Raw genomic sequence first — 21,239 nt, forward strand, 5'->3', positions numbered from 1 at the left:
CATCTCACAGTGCGATGCCGACAATCGCTGTCGCCAACGGATTGTGACTACATGGGCACGCTGTGTGCCGACCCCGCTCGGCCTGAGCGGCCGGCTGGCGCCAGCTTCCGGACGGCCGGGAGTCGAGGCTGGGTTCGGACGTTAGCCAGCGGTCGGACCGGGTAGCGCGCGCAATGCCGCGTTCGCGCCGCGGCTTCGTTGAGCGATGGGCCGTGGAGGGTCGGGTTGACCGAGACCAGTACCGAGACCAATACCGAGACCAGTGTGGAACAGGAGCCGGTGGTCGCACCGCCGCCGGCTCGTCGTCGAGTGCTGTGGCTGTCTGTGGCCGCGGCGGCCGTGGTGCTGACCGCCGGCGGATTCGTCACGTTCGGGCTGGCCCGGTCGGTGCCGGCGCCGCAGATCGTGCAGACCGTCCCGCAGACGTACACGATCCCGGGCGCCGCGCCGGTGTTGCCGTGGCCGAAGGCCGGGCAGGCGGCGGTCGAGATCGACGGAATCGGCCGGGTGGGCACCTTCGGCGGTTCACGACCCGTGCCGATCGCCAGCGTCGCCAAGGTGATGACCGCGTACCTCATCCTGCGGGACCATCCCCTGCGCCTGGACGAGGACGGCCCCACGCTGACCGTCTCGGCCGAGGAGGCCGCCGCCTACCCGTCCCAGCTCGCCTCCGGCGAGTCGCTGGTCCGGGTGGTGGCCGGCGAGACGCTCACCGAGCGACAGGCGCTCGTGGGACTGCTCCTGCCCTCGGCCAACAACATCGCCCGCATCCTCGCCCGGTGGGACGCCGGTGACAACGCCGCGTTCGTGACCAAGATGAACCAGGCCGCGGCCCAGCTCGGGATGGCGAACACGCACTACACCGACCCGTCCGGACTCGAAGCGGCCACCGTCAGCACCGCCGCCGACCAGGTCATCCTGGGCCGGCTGGCGATGCAGATGCCGGTGTTCGCCCAGATCGTGGCGATGCCGCAGGCCGCGCTCCCCGTCGTCGGGCAGGTCAGCAACGTCAACACGCAGCTGTACCAGGACGGGATCATCGGCATCAAGACCGGCTCCACCGACGAGGCCGGCGGCTGCCTGCTCTTCGCGGCCGAGATCTCCGCGGAAGGGCACCGGTTCAAGGTCATCGGCGCCGTGCTCGCACCCGGCCCGAACATGAGCGACGCCTTCGAGGCCAGCCGTCGCCTGATCCAGGCCAGCAGTGGCCTGCTGCACCAGTACCGGGTCGTGGGCGCCGGCGACGTGGTAGCGACCGTCCGTGGCCCGATGGGCAGGAGCACGACGCTCGCCCCGAGCGGCGACGTGAACGTGCTCGGCTGGCCCGGCCTGACCTACCGGATCGAGACGGTGGGCAGCGTGCGGGGCCGCATCGCGGCGGGCGCCGGCGTCGGCGCGCTCAAGCTCACCGCCTCGGACACGGTCGTGACCGCCGCCCTGCAGGCCACGCACACGCTCAAGCCGCCCAGCCGGTGGGAGAGAATCACGCACGTGTGAGCACCGGGTGCCGCGACGAGCCGTCGCGGCACCCGGCTCTTGCGGCCCTACGCGCCGACGCTCGAGCACGTGATCTAGGGCCCTGCATTGTTGCTTCGAGCACGCGAGTCCGCCTCTGTCCTTCCCCGCAACGCTTCCGCGGGCGACCGCCTGGTTGGTCCCGTGGAAGAAGGGCGGCGGTGCTGTCGGTGGGGCGCTGATCTCGACCGGCGGGAGGTGCCCGTCGCGGCGGGTGGCCGGCTCGTCCGGCGTCGCGGGCGTCAGGCGTTCGGCGTGCTGAAGACGCACAGCAGCTCGACCGGCACCGTGGCATCCGCGGTCGGCTCGTCGTCGAACTCCTCCAGCAGCGCCTGCAGGCGGGCCCGGAACTCCGCCGCCCGGGCGGCCGGCATGCGCGTGTCGATGGCGCTGACGATCGGCGCGGTGCCGGCGTCGGCGGACTTCTCGTCGAAGCCGACCCGGCCCGCCCCGACATGCGCCAGGAAGGTGTCCCGGAAGGTGTCGAACGTGGCGGCGACCGCCTGGGCCACCTGACTGCGCTGCGCCGGCGAGCGGAACAGGTCGTGGCTGAGTCGCAGGCCGACGTGGGCGGCCCGGTAGCGGTGCTCCACGATGCCGGAGACGATGCGCGTCCCGGCGACCTGCACCAGGTCGACCGCCTGCAGCTGCTTGCCGACCGGCACGTGCGGCAGGCGGTCTGGCCCGCCGAGGACGGCGACGGCTGACCACTATTGTCCACAGTGGCCGATCGCGCCGGCCCGGACGGCAAACATCGGCGCCGGCGGCCCGCTCGCCGCTGAGGTGGCGCGACGAAGACAGCATCGTGGCCGCGGCCGGTGCGGCGCCGCCCTTTCACACCATAGGCGATCGCTGACGGTGGGCAAGTGCGGATCTCCGCGGTTGTATTTCGGGTCCGGTCGGACCGGCGCCGCGGCCTTGGGCTCCGAACGCGGCCCCGACCGCGCGCGTCATGGCGTTGCGCGGGCTGCCGTGGAGCCGTAGACATTGAACGGCCGGGTCGCCACGGCCGACCGGACACGGAGGTGTTGCCCGGGCCTGTGGGTCCGAGGCGAAGCCTATTTCTGAGGCGCTCACGGGGGAATTGGATGCCGGTGATTCTGGCCCTGTCGCCGCATCTGGACGATGCGGTGTTCTCGGTAGGAGCGTCGATCCTGGCCGCCGTGGAGGCCGGCCACCGGGTCGTGGTCTGCACCGTCCTGGCCGGCGACCCGCCGGATTCCCGGTCACCGGCCGGCCGGGCGTTCCACCGGCACTGCGGTCTCACGGATGACGACGCGGTCGCCACCCGGCGGGCCGAGGACAGGGCGGCGACCGCCCTGCTGCGCGCCGAGCACCGCCACCTGCCGCTGGTCGACTGCCTCTACCGGCGCGTCGGTGACCGTTGGCCGTACGACCGCCCCGGCGCGGCGAGCATCCCCGGCTGGCCCGCAGAGCCCGACCTGTGCGCGGCGATCGAGCGGCACCTGGGCGATCTGCTCGACACGCTTGCGCCCACCGAGGTGTGGACCTGTGCCGCGGTGGGCGGGCATGTTGACCATCGGCTCGTCCGTGCGGCCGCCCAGCGCGTGTGCGGCCCGTCGCTGACCCTGTGGGAGGACATCCCGTACGCGTACGGCACCGCGCCTCCAGCGGCGGAGGTCACCGACGCCGTCCGAACCACCGACCGGCATCTGCGAAGCAAGCTCGCGGCCGTCGCCCACTACGGCTCGCAAGTGCGCGGTCTGTGGCCGGACGACCCGCACTGGGGCGACTCCATGCTCGCCCACGCCGCCGGCCGCCGCACGCTGCTGGGCACGGCCGAACCGATGTGGCCGGCCGCGGCGCTCGCCGCCGAGCCGGTGCCGTCATCCCGCGGAACCGAGAGGGGCTGATTCCGATTTCGTCGCCGACCACCGCCGCGACGCCCTATCACCCGGGCCGACCCCTGCCGCCGTTCACCGGGGGTGACCACTACCGCGACGAGCCGGGCTGGGTGCGGCTGAGCCTCAGCGAAAGCAGCTTCGGATGCAGCCCGGCTGCGCGCCACGCCGCCGAGGCCGCGGTCGCCGACCTGGACCGGTATCCGGATCCACGCGGCGAGGCCCTGGCCGGCGCGATCGCCGCCGCGCACGGGGTGGCCGCCGGGCAGGTGGTGCTCGGCAACGGCATCGACGAACTGCTGCTGCTCTCGGCGCTGTCGCTGGTGGATCCGGACTGCGGTGGTGTGGTCACCGCCAACACGTACGCCGGTCACGCGCACGCCGTCGCAGCCGCCAACGCGCCGCTGTGCACCGTTGCGCTGCGCGATGGCCGCATCGACGTCGACGCGGTCATTGCCTCGGTGCGGCCGGGCGCGGTCGTCTACCTCTGCAACCCGCACAACCCGACCGGCACCGCCCTGCGACCGCCGGACGTGGACGCGATCGTGCACGCCGTGGCCGCGGCCGGCGCCTCCCTGGTGCTGGACGAGGCCTACATCGAGTTCGCCACCTCGGCGCAGACCCGTTCCGCGGTGCCGCATGTCCGCGACGGCGCGCCGCTGGTGGTGCTCCGGACGTTCTCCAAGCTACACGGCCTGGCCGGTCTGCGGTGCGGCTACGCGATCACCACCCCGGCGCTGGCCGAGCATCTGCGTCGGCTGAAGAACGTGCTGGTCTTCAACGTCAACCGGGTCGCCCTCGCGGCCGCCGAGGCGAGCCTGCGCGACGGGGTCTTCGCCGACCGGGTGCGCGTCGCCACCCGATCGGTGCTGGACGACTTCCGATCCGCGCTCGACGGCACGCAGTGGGCCAGCGCCGGGCCGACCGCCGCCAACTTCGCCCTGGTGCACACCCCGCTGCCGGCCGAGCTGGTGACGGACGCCCTGGCCCGCCGGCGCATCCGGATCCGCGGCGGCACCGCGCTCGGCTTCCCGCAGCACGTCCGGATCGCGGCCGGCCGGCCGGACGACATGCGCCGCGTCGCCGACGCCCTCGGTGAGCTGGCGGCCCGGACGGGCCGGCGGCCGGACAGCGCGGGTGCGGTACCTCGACATATGGGCAACCGCTCGTGACCGCGATCACGGAGGCCCGCACCTTCGGCGACCACGGCGGCACCCGACCGCCCGAGGCGTCCATCGTGGTGCCGGTGCGCGCCCGGCGGCGCCAGCTCGGCCGGTTGCTCGCCTCGATCGCGGCGCAGGACCTGGCCGCCGGGCGGGTCGAGGTGGTGGTGGTCGACAACCCCACCCGCTCCAACCAGCGCTGGCTGGAGGCCGCCGGGCTGCCGTTCCCGGTGCGGTACGCCGGCCTCCCGGTCGCCAACCGCGGGCTCAGCCGCAACGTGGGCGCGGCGCTGGCCCGGGGCCGGACGCTGCTGTTCGCCGACTCCGACGTGGAGTTCACCCCGGGCGCGGTGGCGGCACTGCTGAACGCCTCCCGGATGCGGCCGGGCACGATCGTGATGGCCGACGTGGTGTTCCCGCCCGGCGCCCCGCGCTCGCTCGGCACCCACCTGCTGGACGTCGCGGCGTACTTCCGGGCCTTCCGGCGTCAGCGGCGGCTCGGCCCGCTCGGCTTCCGGCACTTCGTCTCGTGCGGATTCGCCATCTCCCGCGAGGCCTTCGAGCGGATCGGCGGCTTCGACGCGGAGTTTCCGCGCTACGGCTACGAGGACGTCGAGTTCGCGGTGCGGGCGGCCGGTGCGGGGGTCGAGTTCGCGCTGGCCGACGTCAAGGCGTACCACCTGAAGGTGCTGTCGCCCGCGGCGGTGCTGCGGCAGTCGGTCGAGCTGGGCCGGTCCGCGGTCAGCTTCGTGCGCCTGCACCCGGCGATCGAGGACACCATGCCCGTGGGCGTCGCCGCGACCACGACCGGAGAGCTGTGGTTCCCGTCCGACGTGGACGTCGCCGGCCTGCTGCGCCACGCGCGCCGCCTCGAGTCGCGCTGGTCCGCGGCCCGACGCCCCCGGTACCCGCTGCTCGCCCTGCGCGACCTTGTCGCTGAGGCGCGCGAGGCCTACCGACAGATCACCCTGTACGGCCGGTTCACCGGCATTCGCGAGGAACTGTCCTGCGGAACTGAGGTGGCGTAGATGATGCTCAGCGAGTACCTCCATCAGCGGCTGTGTGCCATGGGCGTGAAGTTCGCCTTCGGGTGCCCGGATACTTCGTCATGCCGGTGTGGCAGACCTTCACGAAGGCGCCGCAGATCGTGCTCGCGCGGCACGAGTCGGGTGCAGGTTTCATGGCGGACGGGTACAGCCGGCTGTCCGGCAAGCTCGGCGTCGTGCTGGCCACGATCGGTCCCGGCATGACCAACTGCGTCACCGGCGTGGCCTGCGCCTACCGGGACTCGGTGCCGCTGCTGGTGATCACCGGCCAGGCCCCCACCGCCACGTACGGCCGTGGCGCGTTCCTCGAGTCGTACATCCTGGACCGGGCGGTATCGCCGGCCGCGCTGTTCTCGCCGATCACCAAGAAGTCCATCGAGATCATCGATCCGGCGAACGCGGCCTTCCTGATCGATGCCGCGATCGGCCTGGCACTGTCCGGCCGCCCCGGTCCGGTCCACCTCAGCATCCCGATCGACCTGCAGCAGCAGGACATCCCGGTGCCCGCGGCCACGGACGGCGCACCCGCGCCCGCGCCCGGACCCGTCGTCACCGCCGCCGTCCTGGACGGGCCGTTCGCTGACGCGGCGGCCGCGCTCGGCCGGGCCGAGCGGCCGCTGGTGCTTGCCGGCTGGGGCGCCTCCCGGGCCGGGGTGGGCGCCGACGTGGGGCGGCTGGCCGAGGCCACGGGCGCTGCGGTGGTGACGACCACGAAGGCCGTTTCCTGCCTGCCGGCGACGCACCCGCTGCTGCTCGGACACCTCGGGCCCGGCCAGCGCTCAGACATCGTGGCCGCCGTCCAGGAGTACCGGCCGGACGTCGTCGCGGTGCTCGGCGCCAGCCTTTCCGCGTTCTACGCGACGCCGCTGCAGCCGCTGCTCGCCGGGGCGACCCTGATCCGCGCCGACGTCGACGCCGACCAGCTGGGGCTGCGCGCGACGCCCGACATCGCGCTGCACGGCGACCTGACCCGGGTCGCGCCGGCGCTGGCCGACGCCGCGCGCCGGGAACGCGGCGAGCGGGTCGCCGGACCGGCTGCGGAACTCGTCGCCAGGTTCCAGGACCGCGGCCGGCGCGCGTCCGCGGCGCTGGGCGCGGAGTTCGACGGGGCAGCGTCGATGTCCGGCGCGGTCGCCCGGCTGTCCGCGCTGCTGCCCGACGACACCGTCGTGGTGCCGGACGCCGGGAACCACTGGCTGGACACCATCTCGCTGCACCGCGCGCCGCTCGCCGGCGGCCTGCAGCTCAATTGCGGCATCGGCGCGATGGGCTGGGCGATCGGCGCCGCCGTCGGCATGGCGTTCGCCCGCCCGGCCGGCCGCACGGTCTGCATCACCGGCGACGGCTCGATGCTCATGCACGGCGCCGAGCTGTCGGTCGCCGCCGAGCACGGGCTCAACCTGCTGACCGTGGTCTTCAACAACGCCTCGCACGCGCGGGTACGGCTCGGCCAGCAGCAGGACTTCAACGGGGACACGCTCGCCACCGACATCCCGGAAATCGACTTCGGCCGCTGGATGGGTGCGCTGGGCGTTCGGCACCTCCTGGTGGAACGGCCCGACCAGGTGGAGCCGGTGTTCCGCGAGGCGCTCGCCCTTGCGGGCACCGTCGGTGTCGAGGTGCGCTGCCGGGCCGACGAGGTCCCGGCGAGCATGCGGGCCTGGATCGAGGACGTGCCGGCGTGACGGCGCCGATCGCCGTGCTCACCGGCGCCTCCAGCGGCATCGGCGCCGCCGTGCTGCACCGGCTGCGCGAGGCCGGCTACGAGTGCCTCGTGGTCGGGCTGACCGAGCCGGCCGGGGCCGAGTTCGTACGGCACGATCTGTCCGATCCGGACGACGCCGCCCTGGCCGCGGCGGCGGTGCGGCGCCGCCTCGACGAGCGTGGCCGGGCCGCGGCCCTGCTGGTGAACAACGCCGGCGGGGCAAGGCCGGTCGCCGCCGCCGATCTCGACGCGGAGCGGGTCGGCCGGGACGTGACGCTCAACCTGACCGCGCCGATGCTGCTGTGCGCCGCGGTCCTCCCGGGGATGCGGGCAGCCGGCGGCGGCGCGATCGTCAACGTCGCGTCCACCGCGGGGCGGACCGGGGTCGCGTACCTGCCGACCTACAGCGCGGCCAAGGCGGGGCTGATCGCCTACACGCAAAGCCTGGCGGCCGAGTGCGCCGGCGCGGGCATCCACGCCAACTGCGTCTGCCCGGGCGCCGTGGACACCGGATCCGCCCGGGAGGGCCGCAGCGAGCTGTCCCGCCGGCACGGTCTGGACCCCGGTGCGTACCAGCAGGGCATGGCCGGGCGCACCGGGCTCGGCCGGCTGCTCACGGCGGCCGAGGTCGCCGACGTGGTGCTCTGGCTCGGCACCGCTGCCGGCCGTGCGGTGAACGGTCAGGCCGTCAACGTCTGTGGAACCCTGACGATGGAGTGACCCGATGTTCCAGTACGTACGTATCGACGACGCGGTGCTGCCCGCCCTGCTCGACATGTTCGACCGGCTCGGCGAGGGCAGTCAGGTGCTGACCGCCGACAGCCCGCACCCGCTGGTCCGGCACGGCACCATGGGCCAGCTGACCCTGATCCGCCGGGGGCACGGGTACATCACGATCGCCGGACACCACCAGACGATCGGCCCGGGCGACCTGTTCATCATGGCGCCCGGCTGCCCGCACGCGTTCCGCTGCCTCGACGGGGAGCTGGAGCTCGGGCACTGGCACTGGCCGCAGGAGCTGCTGGACACCGATCGGGAGATCCTCGAGCCGGCCTTCGCGTTCGCCGCCGACGGCGCCGAGACCGCCCGGTGAACGCCGAACCGCAGCGGATCCTCCTCGTCAACGGCAACTACGTGGACGGGACGGTCGGCGGCACGCAGACGCACACCCGGCACCTGGCCAAGGCGCTGGCCGACGAGGGCCGGACCGTGGCCGTGCTGTGCCAGGGCGAGACCGACGCGCAGGAGCGGATCGACGGCGTAGAGGTCTTCCGGGTGCGGCCGCCGGCGCTGCCGAAGACCGTGCCGGACGGCCCGCGCTATCTGGTGAACCAGACCCTGGCCATCCAGAACCCGTTCGTCACCCGCCGGGTGGAGGCGGTCGTCCGGCAGTTCCAGCCGGACCTCTGCCACGTGCAGATGCTGCGCCGACTCACCCCAACCGTGCTGGGCGTGCTGCGCCGGCACCGGGTGCCGGTGGTGCAGACCGTGCACGAGCTGTTCTCGCTGTGGAACTTCAACGCCTATCAGCGCGCCGACACGGCCGACAAGATCCACAGCCGGCGCCCGTGGCCGGTGAGCGGATTCAAGTGGTGGCATCGGCGGCTGTCGACCGGCGTGCGGCACGTGGTGGCGCCGTCGCGGTTCGCGCTCGACGCCTACCTGGGGGACGACTACTTCCACGGCGTGCCGTCGACGATCGTGCCGCACTTCATCCCGCTGGAATGGGGCGATCCGCGCGAGGCCGCGGCTCGCCGCGCCGCCGAGGAGCGGGCCGGACCGGTACGACTGCTGTTCGTCGGCCGGCTCGACAATTACAAAGGCGTACAGCAGCTGATCGCGGCCCTGCGCGGGATGCCCGAGCTGGACGTGTTGCTGGACATCGCCGGCGACGGCGTCCTCACGCCGACGGTGGCCGACTTCGCCGCCGCCGACCCCCGGGTCACCTTCCACGGGCCCGCCGAGGGCGCGCAGCGGCACGAGCTGTATCGCCGGGCCGACGCGCTGCTCTGCCCGTCCACCTGGGTCGAGACCTTCGGCTTCGTGGTGCTGGAGGCGTACGCGGCGGGCCTGCCGGTGATCGCCTCCCGGATCGGCGCGCTGCCGGACTCTGTCATCGACGGACGCACCGGCCTGATGGTCGAGCCCGGCTCCGTGCCGCAGCTCGCTGCCGCGATGCGCAGCCTCGCCGACCGGAAGCTGTGCCAGCGGATGGGACACGAGGGCGCCGCCTGGATGCACGCCTTCCAGCCCGATCGGCCGATCGATCGGCACCTGGAGGTTTACCGCACTGCGACGGAGGGACAGCGAGATGCCTGACGACACCACGGTGGACTATCGCCGCCTGAAGGAGGAGAACGGCCGCCTCAACCTCGCCGAGAGCCGGGCGCAAGCGCTCACCCTGCGCAGCCGGCCCCGGTTCGTGATGGTGGAGCTGACGCAGGGCTGCAATCTGCGCTGCCCGATGTGCCGGTCCCGGCAGATCGGCTACCGCGAGCGCGAGATGGACCGGGGAATCCTGGACCAGGTCGCCGCCGCGCTGTTCCCGACCGCGGAGGTCGTCGACATCCGGGGCTGGGGCGAGAGCCTGCTGGTGACCGACATCGACGAGATCATCTGCCGGATCGCCTCGTACCAGGCGCGCTGCCGGGTGGTCACCAACATGTCACTGCGCCGGCCGGCCACGCTCGACCTGCTGGTCGAGGTCGGCGCCCTGGTGGATGTCTCGCTGGACGCGGCCGACCAGGCGGTGCTCGACGAGGTGCGCAGCGGCGCTCGGCTCTCCCTGATCACCGAGAACCTGCGCCTGATGGTGGCCCGGTTCGCCGAAGTGAACGCGCCGGCCGACTCGCTGCGGATGATCACCACGATGCAGCGTTCGACCCTGGACCATCTGCCGGACCTGGTGCGCTACGCCGCGGATGTCGGTGTCCGGCAGATCGTGCTCAACGAGGTGACGGTGCGGCCCGGCGATCCGGCCGGTCTCGACGGCCTGGCCGATCGGGTGGACGCCGCTGTGGAGGCGACCCGGACGGTGGCCGACGAACTGGGCGTCGAGCTGTTCGCCGGCACCAGCCTGGGCCGGTGCGTGGGCGTGCGCAAGAACGCGCCCGCCTGCATCCACCCCTGGTCGTACCTCACGGTCGGATACGACGGGAGCGTCGGCTACTGCGACCACCTGATCGGGCCGATCATGCAGCACTACAGCATGGGAGACCTGGCCGCCGACGACCTCGGCGAGATCTGGAACGGCCCGCGCTGGCAGGAACTGCGCCGCTGGCACGCCGCACCGGACCGGGCCGACCGACCCGACTTCCACGGCTGCTTCGCCTGCTATCAGCACCGCAACGTCGACTTCGAGGACGTCTTCGAGCCGGCGTTGGAACGCTACCGGCTCAACCTGTCTCCGGCACCGGGCCCCCGCTGAGCCGCCCCGGTGGAACTGCACCTGGTCAACGACCTCCCACTGCTCGGGTCGTGCGCGGACGAGGCCGCGCTCGAGGCGCTCGTGGCGGATGAGGCCGGCCGGCTCGCGGCGACCGTCCCGGCCCACCTGCACTACATCGGTTTCCCGGCCCTGGAACAGATGTGGGCGCGGGCGGCCGGCACCGCGGCGGATGTCCACGTGCTGGTGGGCACGCGGCCCGACCGGCTGTGGGCGCGGGCGCCGGCCGGCGGGCGCGTGCTGCGCATGCGCACCGCGCGGCAACACGGCGCCGACGGACGCACGCAGGGCGTGGCCATCTCCGGCGCCGACGGCGCCGGCCTGCACCGCGAGGCACGGGTGTGCGTGCTGGACGACGTGCTGATGTCCGGCAACACCGTGCGGGCCGTGCTCGCCGCTCTCCCGGCCACCATCCGGACCGAGGTTCGGGTCCTGATCGCCACCGCGGAAGGGGTCGTCGGGATCCGGCACGACTTCCCCGGCGTGCCGGTCGAGGCCGAGGAGACACTCCGGCTCCGGCCGATCCGCGAGGTCACCGTCTTCTTCCTGGCCGACCTGCTCTTCGGGACGCTGCTCGGGCGGCCGTTTCTCCAGCAGACCGGCCTGCTGCGGCCCTTCCTCGGCGACGATCTCGCGCCGCTGGTGGCGTTGAGCGCCGCGGTGGTCGCCCAAGGCGGTTGGCGAGGGCCACGCTGGTGACCCCCGGACGACCCGACGCGCTGTTGTTCGACTTCGACGGCGTGCTGGTCGACACCGAGACGAGCCTCTGGGAAGCCTGGTGCGTGGAGCTGCGCGGCCTCGGCATCGTGGCCGACCTCGCCGCCTACCGCAAGCTCAGCTTTCTCGATCCGCCCAGCCCGCTCGCGGCGCGGGTCGCGGCCGCGGTGGCGGCCGCCGGCGGCGCTCCGGGCTTCGCGCCGGAGGCGGCGGCCGCGCGGATCAGCGCGCGCAACCTGGAACGGGCCGGCCTGCTAGAGGCACGCCCGGGAGTGCGCGAGCTGCTGGCCGACGCGCGCCGGATGGGCATCGCCACTGCGGTCGTCAGCTCCTCGAGCCGGGCCTGGGTGCTTGCGCATCTGCGCCGGCTCGATGTGGCCGGCCAGTTCGACCTCGTGCTGTGTCGCGAGGACGTCGCCCGCCGGAAACCGGCGCCGGACGGATACCGCGACGCGCTGCGCCGCCTGCGCCTGACCGCGAACCGGTGCCTGGCGATCGAGGACAGCCCGCACGGCGTCCGGGCCGCCCGCGCGGCCGGCCTGCGCTGCCTCGCGGTGCCCGGGCCACTCACCGCCGGCCTCGATTTCAGCCTCGCCGACGAGGTGCGTACCGGCCTGGACGGTGTCGTCCTCACGTCGCTGCTCGCCGACCGGCCGCAGCGTCCCGATGGTGACCTGCGATGACCGTGTCGCGGCGTCAGGGCCTGGCGCCGCCGGAGCTGCCGGCGTTGTGTTCCAGCGGTCAGCTCCGGCACGGCGCCGACATCATCGCCGGCCGCATCGGCGCGCCGTTGTGGCTGAGCAGGTAGTAGAAGTCACGGCCGTCCTGCTCGTCGGCCGGCTGCCAGAGCAGCGGCTGCGGGGAGCGCACCGTCGGCCACGCCTCGATGCCTGGCACCTGCCAGCGGGCCAGGGTGGTGAGCCAGAACGGGTCGACGGCGAACCAGTCTCCGTCCAGGATCTCGATCCAGTTGTGCCAGAGCATGTACGGCCCGGCGAGGAAGTAGCCGTTGCGGGGGCGGACCTCGAAGCCGAGTGCGGTGGCGACCTGCCGGGCCAGCAGGGCGCCCAGCCGGCAGTCGGCCAGCCCGGTCGCGGTGGCGAAGTCGAGGTCGTGCGTGAGCGCGGGCGGAATGAAATGGAACTCCATGGCGGACATGCGCGCAACGAACTCGCCGTGCTCCGGGCCCAGGAAGTGATCCGCATTCGGCGTCTCGATCTGGAACGTGTACCGGCCGGCCTGCCGCTCGTGCAACGAGCCCGGCACGCTGCACCGGCCGATCGCCGGATTCAGCTCGTATTCGCAGGCCCCGGCATGCCCGGGCTCCGGGCACTTGGCCAGCAGCTGCACGGACCGGCGGGTGGTTGTGCCCTCGGCCTTGTGCAGCAGCGTCTGCGACCACGAGCTCATGGTCCGCCGCAGCGGCGTGGGCAGGCCGAGCAGCAGGGCGATGTTGGCGAGATCGCGGTCGTCGAAGAGCCGTTCGCGGCCCTCGCGGTGGTGGTCCAGCCCCAGGTCCGTGAGGCGGTCGAGGCACGCGGCCGTCATGCCGTGTGTCCGGGCGGCATCGGCGTCGGTCTGGTTGAAGCTCTTCAGCTGCGCGGGGACCGCGCGGGTCCGCTCCACCCCGATGCGCCACTGGTCCGGCGCGGGATCGTCGGTTACCGCCATGCGTTTCCCCGTTCCTCGCCCGCGGCTGCCGCCCGCCGGGGTGTTCAAGTGCTGCTATCCGCTGTTGAAGCGTCCCGAACGTACGCGATGACGCGCGCTGTGGCCCGGCGTGTCCCGTCAGCCGCGGGGGCTCGCGTCGTACGCCGTCGCCTGGATGCCGTACAGGTTGGCGTACAGGCCGTCGGCGCCGAGCAGCGAATCGTGCGAACCCCACTCCACCAGTGCGCCGTCGCGCAACACCATGATCATGTCCGCGCCGGACACCGTCGAGAATCGATGCGAGACGATCACCGTAACCGCGCCGGTGCTCGCCGCCAGCTGCCGTGCGCGGGTCATGTAGCGCTGGAAGATCGCGTGTTCGCTGGGTGCGTCCAGGGAGGCCGTCGGCTCGTCGAGGACGAACAGCACCGGCCCGTCGCGCAGGCAGGCGCGGGCCAGCGCGGTCTTCTGCCACTGTCCCTCGGAGAGATTGACGCCGCCGAACTGTTCGCCCACCGGCGTGTCGAGGCCGTCCGGCAACCCGGCCACCACGGCGTCCAGGTCGGCGTCGGTGACGGCCCGGCCGATCGCTTCGGTGTCGTCCAGCCGGTGCGGGTCGCCGAGGCCCACCACGTCCCGCAGCGTTGTCTCGTAGCGTCCGAAGTCCTGGAAGGCCGCGCTGATCCGTCGCCGCCAGCTCGCCGTCCCGATGTGCCGCAGATCGACGCCGTCGACCCGGATCGCCCCCGAGTCCGGTTGGTAGAACTTGCACAGCAGCTTCACCAGGGTGCTCTTGCCGGAGCCGTACTCGCCGACGACGGCCACCAACGTGCCGGCCGGAATCCGGACGCTGACGTCCCGCAACGCCGGCCGATCGGTGCCCGGATAGGTGAAGGTCAGCCGGTCGAGCACGATCCCGTCCGCGAGCCGGTCCGGCGCCGGCGCTCCCTCGCCGGCGGGCGTGTGCTCGGCGGCATAGTCGCGCAGCCACAGGTACGGGTCGAGCAGACGGCGGTACGCGACGACACCGGTGGCGCGGTTCAGCGTCTGCTGGACGGCGATGCGCAGGCTGGCGGCGACGGTGATGGCCAGCGCGATGTCGCCCGGCGTCCCCTGCCCGGCCGCGGTGCGCCGCACCACCAGCAGCAGGCCGGCCACGAATCCTGCGGTGTAGACGATCCAGCCGCAGGCCCGCCATGCCGCGGCCACGCACTGCGCCCGGAACCGCACCCGTGCAGCGTCGTCCCACGCCGCGCGCTGCCGGCGGATCAGCTCCGCCCCGGCGCCGGCGATGCGGATCTCCTTGCCCGCGGAGGCGGTCGTGGCCAGCGTGAACAGGTGGCGTTGCAGCCGCACCGACTCGGCCGCGGCGGTCTCGGCCCGGCTCGTCGGCCCGCTCGAGCGCTGGTCGAACCAGAGCGGGGCCACCGCGAAGACGAGCAGCATCAGCAGCCACGGATCGACCGTGCCGAGCAGCAGCAGCGTCACCATCAGCCGGCAGACGCCGAGCACGGTCTCGACCGCGCCCCAGGCCGAGTCGACGATGCCGCCGGAGCCGTTGCGTAGCACGGTGATCCGGTCGAGGAAGTCGGTGCGCTCCAGATGCTCGATCGTCTCGATCCGGTTGACCAGGCGCACGAACTCGGGGTCGAGCTCGAGCAGGCTGACCCGCTCGGCCACCTGCGCGCGCACGTTGTGCGTCACGATCCCGAGCAGGGTGGTGATCCCGTAGCACACGGCCAGCCCGGCCGCTCCGGCGACCGCGGCCGTGGCCGCGCCGGACGAGGCGCTGTCGACGGCCGCCCGCAGGGTGAGGCCGACCGCCGCGAAGGTGGCGAGGTCGAGCAGCAGGGAGCCGAGGGCCAGCCCGGTCAGGGCCGGGTGCCGGCGCCAGCTCAGCCGCATCAGGCTGATCCAGAGCGTCACATAGCGCCTCATCGTGGCACCACCTCGTTGTCGATGCGGTCGTCGTACCCGTTCGCGAAGCGCTCGGCCTGCAGGGCGAACATGTCGGCGTACAGGCCGCCGAGGCTCATCAGCTCGTCGTGCGAGCCGGACTCGGCCACCCGGCCGCCGTCGAGCACCACGATCCGGTCGGCCTGCCGCACGGTCGACAGCCGGTGCGAGATGAGCACGACGGTGTTGTCGCCGGCCCGGCCGGCGAGCCGGCCGAAGACCTCGAACTCGGTGCGCACGTCGAGGTGCGCGGTGGGTTCGTCGAGGACGAGCAGCGAAGCGCCGGCGTGCGTGGCGTACAGGGCGCGGGCCAGCGCCACCTGCTGCCACTGGCCGCCGGAGAGGTCGACGCCGCCCTCGCGCGAGCGCGCGAGGTACGTGTCCCACGCCGCCGGGAGGCGCTCCACCAGGTCGGTGAGGCCCGACTCGTCGGCGGCCCGGGCCAGCGCAGCGGGGTCATGCGGCGGCCCGCTCCGTCCTAAGTAGACGTTGTCGGTCACGGACAGCTCGTACTTCACGAAGTCCTGGAAGACGACCGACAGGTGGCGGCGCCAGGCGGCCGGGTCGAGCTCGCGCAGGTCGGCGCCGTTGACCGTGATGCGGCCGGCGGTGGGCTCGTAGAGGCCGGCGAGCAGCTTGGTGAGCGTGGTCTTGCCGGCGCCGTTGAGCCCCACGATGGCCAGCAGCTCGCCCGGAACGATCCGAAGGTCGAGGTCCTGCAGCACCGGCCGCGGGCCACCCGGGTAGCGGAACGAGACCCCGTGGAACTCCACGACCGGCGGCGACGCCCCATCCGCGGGGAGTGCGCGCGAGCCGTGCTCGCGGTGTGGGGCGAGTGCGGCACGCAGGTCGCGGTGGGCGTGCAGCACGGGCCGGACGCCTTCGATGTCGAAGGCGTCCTGCATGCCGCCGATCATGGAGAAGACCGACCAGCCCGCGGCGAGGACCGCGGTCGCGAGCGCGAGGCTGCGCCCGTCGCCGACCACGCCGAGCACGGTCGCGGAGTAGACGACGGCCAGCGGCACCGCGACCAGCAGGAAGCTGATCCACTGGGTGCGCAGCAAGGTCAGCGTGAGCCGCCAGATCGGCGTGAAGCGGGCCTCGACGTGGTGCTCCATCCGGCCGACCGCGACGTCGGTGAAGCCGAAGACGCGTGCCTCTTTGGCGCCGGCCAGGGTGGTGGCGAGCTCCCGCCAGTATTCGGCGCGCCGCCCGTCGGTGACCCCGTCCGCCCAGAGCCGGCTGAGCCGCAGCCACTGCCGGCGCCGCATCCCGCGACCCAGCAGCGACGGCACGAGCAGGACCGGCACGATCCAGAGCGCGTACGCCGCCAGGACGGCGGCGCTCACCAGCACCGACAAGTAACGGGTGAGCAGGATGAACTGGGCCAGCGCCCCGTCGCCGGGCGTCCGCTCGGTCCAGGTGGCGGGGTCGGCCGCGGCCAGCCGGATCAGGTCCTGCACGCGGCTGTCCTCGACCGGGGCGATGGCCGGTGTCGCGAGCACGCACTGCGCCACCCGCGCCCGGTGAGCGCCGTCGATCCGTGCCTTCATGAGGAGGAGCAGCGGCATCACGAACGTGTCGAGCATGTGCCCGGCCAGCAGTACGGCGCCGAAGAACGCGAGCGGGAGCGCGGCACCGGCAGCGAACCCGTGCAATGTGGACTGCCCGGTGAAGCGGCCCACCAGCGCGGCCATCGCTACCGCCGTCGCCGGCGGCAGCAGGGCCTGGATGATGACGATGAGCCCGGCGCCGAGCATCAGCGGCATGCCCGCATCGCGGAGGCTACGCAGGAGCAGGAGCCGGTCGGCAACCGCCGAGCGGAAGGTCTTCACGGCTGGAATGTATTGCGCAGCAACGGATGCGGCAAGGCGAGCGGCCCCGATCAGGGCAGCTCACGGGTGTCGGGAAGGGCCGCGAGCAGCTGTGCCATGCGCCGGCGCAGGACCTTCCCGCGCCGATTGGCCGGGATCGCCGGGACGCTGCGGATCATCTGCGGGATCTTGCCGGGGGAGAGGTGACCGAGCAGGTGCGCCCGCAGCTCGCGCCGGCTGACGTCGGCGCCGAGCACAACGGCCAAGCCGACCTTCTCACCGAGCGAGTCGTCGTGCACCGGGAAGGCGACGGCCTCCACGACGGCCGGGTGCAGCTCGGCGACTGCCTCGACCTCCTGCGGCGCGAACTTCTTGCCGCCGTAGTTGATGACATCGTCGCTGCGGCCGATCAGGTTCAGCTCGCCGCCGGCGTCGCGGATGCCGAGGTCGCCGGTGCGCAGCCAGCCGTCCGGCCCACGGGCGTCGTGCGCGACGGTCGGTCCGCGCACCCAGATCTCGCCGGTGGCGCCGGTCAGCTCCCGCCCGGCGGCGTCGCGCACGGACACCTCGCACAGCGTCGGCCAGCCCACGGTGCCGGGCCGGCTCGCCGCCGGCGGCAATGGCTGGGAGGCGATCTCACCGGGCGCCTCGGTCATCGCGTACGCGTTGAGCACCGGCGCACCGAACCGCTCGCCGAGCCGCTGCTGCAGGACCGGGGTGAGCGGCGCCGAGCTGGCCCGCAGCAGCCGGATTCCGGGCATGGCGAGCCCGCCCGTGTCCGCCAGGCGCAGGAGTCGGCGGAACAACGTCGGCGACGAGGCGCACCAGGTCGGCCGGTACGTCGCGGTCACCACGCCGAGCGGGCCCGGCTCGTGCAGGCCGCGGACGACCGTGCGACCGCCGGCCAGCAGGGGCGCCAGGAGCGTCGTGACGAAGCCGAGCGTGTGGTTGAGCTCGTTCAGGGCGAGCCCGGTGTCGCCGGGGCCGAGCCGCAGCCGGCCCGCCACGCCACGTGCCGCCGCGACGACCTGCTCGACCGTCAGCTCGACCAGGGTGGGCCGGCCGGTGGTGCCGGAGGTGAAGAGCCCGAGACCGGGCGCCGGGACGACGCCACCGGGGGCCGATCCGGCGCGTCGCTGCGCCCAGGTCTGCACCGGGCTGCGGGCAGGACCGGCGAGCACGGCCGCCGGCGGGGCGGCCGCGGCGAGCGTGTCGTACTCGTATGGCGTGAGGTCCGGGTCGACCAGGACGCAGGAGTGCGTGCCGGCGACGGCGAGCACCGTGGCGAGCAGCTCGTCCGCTGCGGTCGTGGCGAGCCAGAGCCGGCGCGGCCCGTCGCCGAGCCGGGGCCGCAGCGCCCGCGCGATCCCCGCGGCCCGGTCGGCCAGCTCCGGCATCGACCAGGCGCGGCCCGCGGCCGCCATGACCAGGCAAGCCGGCCCGGCCAGCGCCTCAGCGAGCACTGCCGGTGCCGCGCGGCGCGAGCGCCTGCCGGTCGACCTTGCCGGTCGACGTCCGCGGCAGGTGATCGACGGTCCGGAGGCGGTCCGGGAGCATGTAGGCCGGGAGCATCTCGCGCAGCGCGGGCAGCAGGCCGGCCGGTTCGCCGCCGGCGTCCAACACGGCGTACGCCTCGATCTCGACCCCGCCGGTGGCGTCCGGCACCGCCACCACCGCGCTCTCGGCCACCGACGGCACTGCGGCGAGCGCGGCCTCGATGTCGCCCAGCTCGATGCGGTAGCCACGCCGCTTGATCTGGTTGTCGCGGCGGCCGACGAACGTGAACCCGCCGTCGGCGGCCACCTCCACCAGGTCGCCGGTGCGGTACGCGACCTCGTCCGGCATGAGGCCCGTGCCCTGCCGCACCAGCCGCTCGGCGGTGAGCCCGGGATCGTTCCAGTAGCCGCGCATCACGGTCGCGCCGCGCACATACAGCTCGCCGGTCTCGCCGGGGCCGGCCCGGCGGCCGTCCGCGCCGACCGCCCACACCTCGGTGTTGTCGATGGCCCGGCCGATCGGGATCCGGCGGCAGCCGTCCGCCGGCGGCTCGGCGACCTCGTGCCAGGTGCAGACGTTGGTCTCCGTGGGTCCGTAGAGGTTGGCGAAGCGGGCGTGCGGCAGCAGCGCCATCAGCGTCCGAAGCTGGCCGACCGGAAACACCTCGCCGGCGAAGAGCACGGTGCGCAGCGTGGGCAGCGCGCCGGGCCGCAGCGCAGCGCGAGTGGCGATGCCGGCGAGCACCGACGGAACCGAGTACCACACGGTGATGCCGTGCCGGTCGATCAGGTCGGCCAGGCGTACCGGGAAGGCCGCCGCCTTCGCGGGGATCACGACCACCGACGCCGCGGCGCACGCCGAGCCGAAGATGTCGAGGATCGACAGATCGAAGTGCAGCGGCGCGTGGCTGGAAAGCCGGTCCCGCGCGGTGAGGCCGAACTCGCCGGCCGCCCACTGCACGAACGCGGTGGCGTTGCGGTGGGTCAGCATCACGCCCTTGGGAGCGCCGGTCGAGCCGGACGTGTAGAGGACGTAGGCGAGGTCGCTGTCGATGAGCGCGATGCCCGGGTCGTCGGTGGGAAAGCCCGACAAGCCGCGGTCGACGGACATCTCGGGGACGCCGAGCCCGGTTGCGCCAAGGCTGTCGGTGAGCACCGCCGCCAGGCCCGCGTCGGCGGCGATCCGTCGGAGCCGCTCGGCCGGCGCGTTCGCGTCGAGCGCGACGTAGGCCGCGCCCGACTTGAGCACGCCGTGCAGCGCGGCGATCGTCTCCGGCGACTTGGCCGCGAGGACGCCCACCCGATCGCCGCGGCGCACGCCACGGTCGCGGAGCCCGTGGGCGATCTGGTTGGCGCGCGCGTTGAGCTGCTCGTAGGTCCAGGAGGCCCCGCCCGCCAAGACCGCGACCGACGCGGGATGCCGCCGCGTCGCCGCCTCGACGTAGTGGTGCAGCAGGTACCCGCTCACTCGACCAGCGCCTTCTCGTGCACCAGCCGGACGATCGACGCCAGGTCCTCGAAGTTCTCCGGCAGGATGTCCACGTCGTCGATGCGGATCGGGAACCGCTCCTCGATGTGGGCGACCAGCCGCATCAGCCCCAGGGAGTCGAGCACCCCGGAGTCGAGCAGGGGATAGTCGGGCGCGAGATCGGCGGGCGGGTCGGCCCAGTGGCCCGTCTGCAGCAGGTGGTCGCGAATGGTCGCCATGACGTCGGCCGAGTCGAGTTGCGGCATCACAAGCCCATCTTGTTGGCGATCATGTTCATGAGCAGTTCGGAAGTGCCGGAGTAGATCCGGCCGGCCACCGCGTCCCGCAAGGTCCGCTCCAGGCCCACGTCGACCAGGTAGCCGGCGCCGCCGTGCACCTGGATCGCGTCCAGGCTCGACGCCACGAAGGCCTCGCTGACGGCCAGCTTGGCCAGCGCGCCGTCGGCGGTCGACCGGTCGCCGGTGTCCAGCGCCCACGCCGCCCGGTACAGGGCGAGCCGGGCCGATTCGAGGCGTTGCCGCATCTCCACGATGCGGTGCGAGACCGCCTGGAACGACGCGATCGGCCGGCCGAACTGCCGCCGCTGCCGGGCGAAGTCCACGCATTGGTCGAGCTGTCGCTGCATGGTGCCGAGGGCCGGCGCGAGGATCAGTGTCCGCTCCCATGCCATGGCGGACAGGAAGATGGCAAGGCCGTGCCCCGGACGGCCGAGCATCGCGTCGTTGCCGACCCGGCACCCGGACAGGGCCACGTCGGCCATCGGCGAGGTGGCGAGGCCCATCTTCGCCACCGGTCGCCCGACGGTCAGCCCCGGTGTGTTGCGGGGCACCAGGAACGCAGAGATCGCGGTGGCGCCGCGCGCGCGGTCGGTGGTGGCGAAGACGAGGAACAGCGATGCCACCGGTGCGTTGGTCACGAAGGACTTGGTGCCGTCCAGCACCCAACCGTCTTCGGTGCGCCCGGCGGTGCTGGTCAGGCCGAACGCGTCGGACCCGGAACCGGGCTCGGTCATCGCGTGGGCACCGACGAGCGATCCGTCGCACAGCGACGGGAGGTACCGCCGCTTCTGCTCCTCGGTGCCGAACCGGGCGATCGGGTGCTGGACCGCCCACATCTGTGCGCCGAGCGAGAAGAGCAGGCCGTAGTCGCGGCAATGCCGGCCGAGCGTCTCCATGGCCAGCGCGGTGGTGCGCGCATCGGCCGCGCTGCCGCCGTACGGCTCGGGCAGCGCAAGGCCCTGAATGCCGGCGGCGGCGCAGCGCTTCCACAGCTTCGCCGGGAACTCGGCCGCATCGCCGGGGACGCCGCCCAGCTCGCGCCCGGCGAAGCGGTCAACCACGTCGCGCAGCTCGCGCTGCTCGGCACTCCATCCGAAGTCCAT

At 73.2% G+C, this 21,239-nt stretch carries 19 protein-coding genes; 11 read left to right on the top strand and 8 right to left on the bottom strand.

What is annotated here, in order from left to right:
- The first annotated feature begins 225 nt into the window (after positions 1-225).
- The gene (locus AB0M46_RS22695) at positions 226-1,497 is read left to right on the top strand and encodes a D-alanyl-D-alanine carboxypeptidase (RefSeq protein WP_363338937.1); all 1,272 of its coding nucleotides are present in this window, start codon (positions 226-228) and stop codon (positions 1,495-1,497) included.
- A 260-nt stretch (positions 1,498-1,757) separates the two neighbouring features.
- Here the strand turns inward: AB0M46_RS22695 and AB0M46_RS22700 are convergent, their stop codons facing one another.
- The gene (locus AB0M46_RS22700; protein WP_363338938.1) at positions 1,758-2,180 is read right to left on the bottom strand and encodes an ArsR family transcriptional regulator; all 423 of its coding nucleotides are present in this window, start codon (positions 2,178-2,180) and stop codon (positions 1,758-1,760) included.
- A gap of 423 nt (positions 2,181-2,603) precedes the next feature.
- Between AB0M46_RS22700 and AB0M46_RS22705 the strand changes: the two genes are divergently transcribed.
- The 10 genes from AB0M46_RS22705 (at position 2,604) to AB0M46_RS22750 (ending at position 12,136) form a co-directional block, all read left to right on the top strand.
- Positions 2,604-3,389, top strand: coding sequence for a PIG-L family deacetylase (locus tag AB0M46_RS22705; RefSeq protein ID WP_363338939.1), 786 nt, complete (start codon positions 2,604-2,606; stop codon positions 3,387-3,389).
- 101 nt (positions 3,390-3,490) lie between these two features.
- A complete protein-coding gene (locus tag AB0M46_RS22710; protein WP_363338940.1) occupies positions 3,491-4,549 on the top strand; it encodes a histidinol-phosphate transaminase in 1,059 nt (352 codons plus the stop codon).
- Positions 4,546-5,568 (top strand): glycosyltransferase family A protein, encoded by a 1,023-nt coding sequence (locus AB0M46_RS22715; protein WP_363338941.1) that lies wholly within the window; start codon positions 4,546-4,548, stop codon positions 5,566-5,568. Before AB0M46_RS22710 ends, AB0M46_RS22715 begins: the two co-directional genes overlap by 4 nt.
- Positions 5,569-5,630: 62 nt before the next feature.
- Positions 5,631-7,271 carry a thiamine pyrophosphate-binding protein gene (locus tag AB0M46_RS22720; protein ID WP_363338942.1) on the top strand — a complete coding sequence of 547 codons (1,641 nt, stop codon included), beginning with the start codon at positions 5,631-5,633 and terminating at the stop codon, positions 7,269-7,271.
- Positions 7,268-8,011, top strand: coding sequence for an SDR family oxidoreductase (locus AB0M46_RS22725; protein ID WP_363338943.1), 744 nt, complete (start codon positions 7,268-7,270; stop codon positions 8,009-8,011). The genes AB0M46_RS22720 and AB0M46_RS22725 overlap by 4 nt, the downstream gene beginning before the upstream one ends.
- Before the next feature lie 4 nt (positions 8,012-8,015).
- Entirely contained in the window at positions 8,016-8,384 is a 369-nt protein-coding gene (locus AB0M46_RS22730) for an AraC family ligand binding domain-containing protein (protein ID WP_363338944.1), read from the top strand.
- Complete coding sequence (locus tag AB0M46_RS22735) at positions 8,381-9,610, top strand: glycosyltransferase (protein WP_363338945.1); 1,230 nt, start codon at positions 8,381-8,383, stop codon at positions 9,608-9,610. Before AB0M46_RS22730 ends, AB0M46_RS22735 begins: the two co-directional genes overlap by 4 nt.
- The gene (locus AB0M46_RS22740; RefSeq protein ID WP_363338946.1) at positions 9,603-10,718 is read left to right on the top strand and encodes a radical SAM protein; all 1,116 of its coding nucleotides are present in this window, start codon (positions 9,603-9,605) and stop codon (positions 10,716-10,718) included. The genes AB0M46_RS22735 and AB0M46_RS22740 overlap by 8 nt, the downstream gene beginning before the upstream one ends.
- Positions 10,719-10,727: 9 nt before the next feature.
- The gene (locus AB0M46_RS22745; protein ID WP_363338947.1) at positions 10,728-11,435 is read left to right on the top strand and encodes a hypothetical protein; all 708 of its coding nucleotides are present in this window, start codon (positions 10,728-10,730) and stop codon (positions 11,433-11,435) included.
- On the top strand, positions 11,432-12,136 hold the full coding sequence (locus AB0M46_RS22750; protein ID WP_363338948.1) for an HAD-IA family hydrolase: 705 nt from the start codon (positions 11,432-11,434) through the stop codon (positions 12,134-12,136). The genes AB0M46_RS22745 and AB0M46_RS22750 overlap by 4 nt, the downstream gene beginning before the upstream one ends.
- A 58-nt stretch (positions 12,137-12,194) precedes the next feature.
- Here the strand turns inward: AB0M46_RS22750 and AB0M46_RS22755 are convergent, their stop codons facing one another.
- The 7 genes from AB0M46_RS22755 to AB0M46_RS22785 all read right to left on the bottom strand — a co-directional run bounded on the left by AB0M46_RS22755 (position 12,195) and on the right by AB0M46_RS22785 (position 21,239).
- Positions 12,195-13,124: a hypothetical protein gene (locus AB0M46_RS22755; RefSeq protein ID WP_363338949.1), complete on the bottom strand. Its 930-nt coding sequence runs from the start codon at positions 13,122-13,124 to the stop codon at positions 12,195-12,197.
- Positions 13,125-13,241: 117 nt separating this feature from the next.
- On the bottom strand, positions 13,242-15,041 hold the full coding sequence (locus AB0M46_RS22760) for an ABC transporter ATP-binding protein (protein ID WP_363338950.1): 1,800 nt from the start codon (positions 15,039-15,041) through the stop codon (positions 13,242-13,244).
- Positions 15,038-16,894 carry an ABC transporter ATP-binding protein gene (locus AB0M46_RS22765; protein WP_363338951.1) on the bottom strand — a complete coding sequence of 619 codons (1,857 nt, stop codon included), beginning with the start codon at positions 16,892-16,894 and terminating at the stop codon, positions 15,038-15,040. The genes AB0M46_RS22760 and AB0M46_RS22765 overlap by 4 nt, the downstream gene beginning before the upstream one ends.
- A gap of 50 nt (positions 16,895-16,944) precedes the next feature.
- A complete protein-coding gene (locus AB0M46_RS22770; RefSeq protein WP_363338952.1) occupies positions 16,945-18,336 on the bottom strand; it encodes an AMP-binding protein in 1,392 nt (463 codons plus the stop codon).
- Positions 18,326-19,837, bottom strand: coding sequence for an amino acid adenylation domain-containing protein (locus tag AB0M46_RS22775; RefSeq protein WP_363338953.1), 1,512 nt, complete (start codon positions 19,835-19,837; stop codon positions 18,326-18,328). Before AB0M46_RS22775 ends, AB0M46_RS22770 begins: the two co-directional genes overlap by 11 nt.
- Positions 19,834-20,103 (bottom strand): acyl carrier protein, encoded by a 270-nt coding sequence (locus tag AB0M46_RS22780; RefSeq protein ID WP_363338954.1) that lies wholly within the window; start codon positions 20,101-20,103, stop codon positions 19,834-19,836. The genes AB0M46_RS22775 and AB0M46_RS22780 overlap by 4 nt, the downstream gene beginning before the upstream one ends.
- Positions 20,103-21,239 carry an acyl-CoA dehydrogenase family protein gene (locus AB0M46_RS22785; protein ID WP_363338955.1) on the bottom strand — a complete coding sequence of 379 codons (1,137 nt, stop codon included), beginning with the start codon at positions 21,237-21,239 and terminating at the stop codon, positions 20,103-20,105. The genes AB0M46_RS22780 and AB0M46_RS22785 overlap by 1 nt, the downstream gene beginning before the upstream one ends.

It is taken from the genome of Dactylosporangium sp. NPDC051485, assembly GCF_040682015.1.
Taxonomy (GTDB): Bacteria; Actinomycetota; Actinomycetes; order Mycobacteriales; family Micromonosporaceae; genus Dactylosporangium.

What these genes read in the sequence shown, in the direction of transcription:
- AB0M46_RS22785 (WP_363338955.1), bottom strand. Translation starts at nt 21,239, where the DNA reads ATGGACTTCGGATGGAGTGCCGAGCAGCGCGAGCTGCGCGACGTGGTT.
- AB0M46_RS22755 (WP_363338949.1), bottom strand. Translation starts at nt 13,124, where the DNA reads ATGGCGGTAACCGACGATCCCGCGCCGGACCAGTGGCGCATCGGGGTG.
- AB0M46_RS22705 (WP_363338939.1), top strand. Translation starts at nt 2,604, where the DNA reads ATGCCGGTGATTCTGGCCCTGTCGCCGCATCTGGACGATGCGGTGTTC.
- AB0M46_RS22780 (WP_363338954.1), bottom strand. Translation starts at nt 20,103, where the DNA reads ATGCCGCAACTCGACTCGGCCGACGTCATGGCGACCATTCGCGACCAC.
- AB0M46_RS22760 (WP_363338950.1), bottom strand. Translation starts at nt 15,041, where the DNA reads ATGAGGCGCTATGTGACGCTCTGGATCAGCCTGATGCGGCTGAGCTGG.
- AB0M46_RS22740 (WP_363338946.1), top strand. Translation starts at nt 9,603, where the DNA reads ATGCCTGACGACACCACGGTGGACTATCGCCGCCTGAAGGAGGAGAAC.
- AB0M46_RS22730 (WP_363338944.1), top strand. Translation starts at nt 8,016, where the DNA reads ATGTTCCAGTACGTACGTATCGACGACGCGGTGCTGCCCGCCCTGCTC.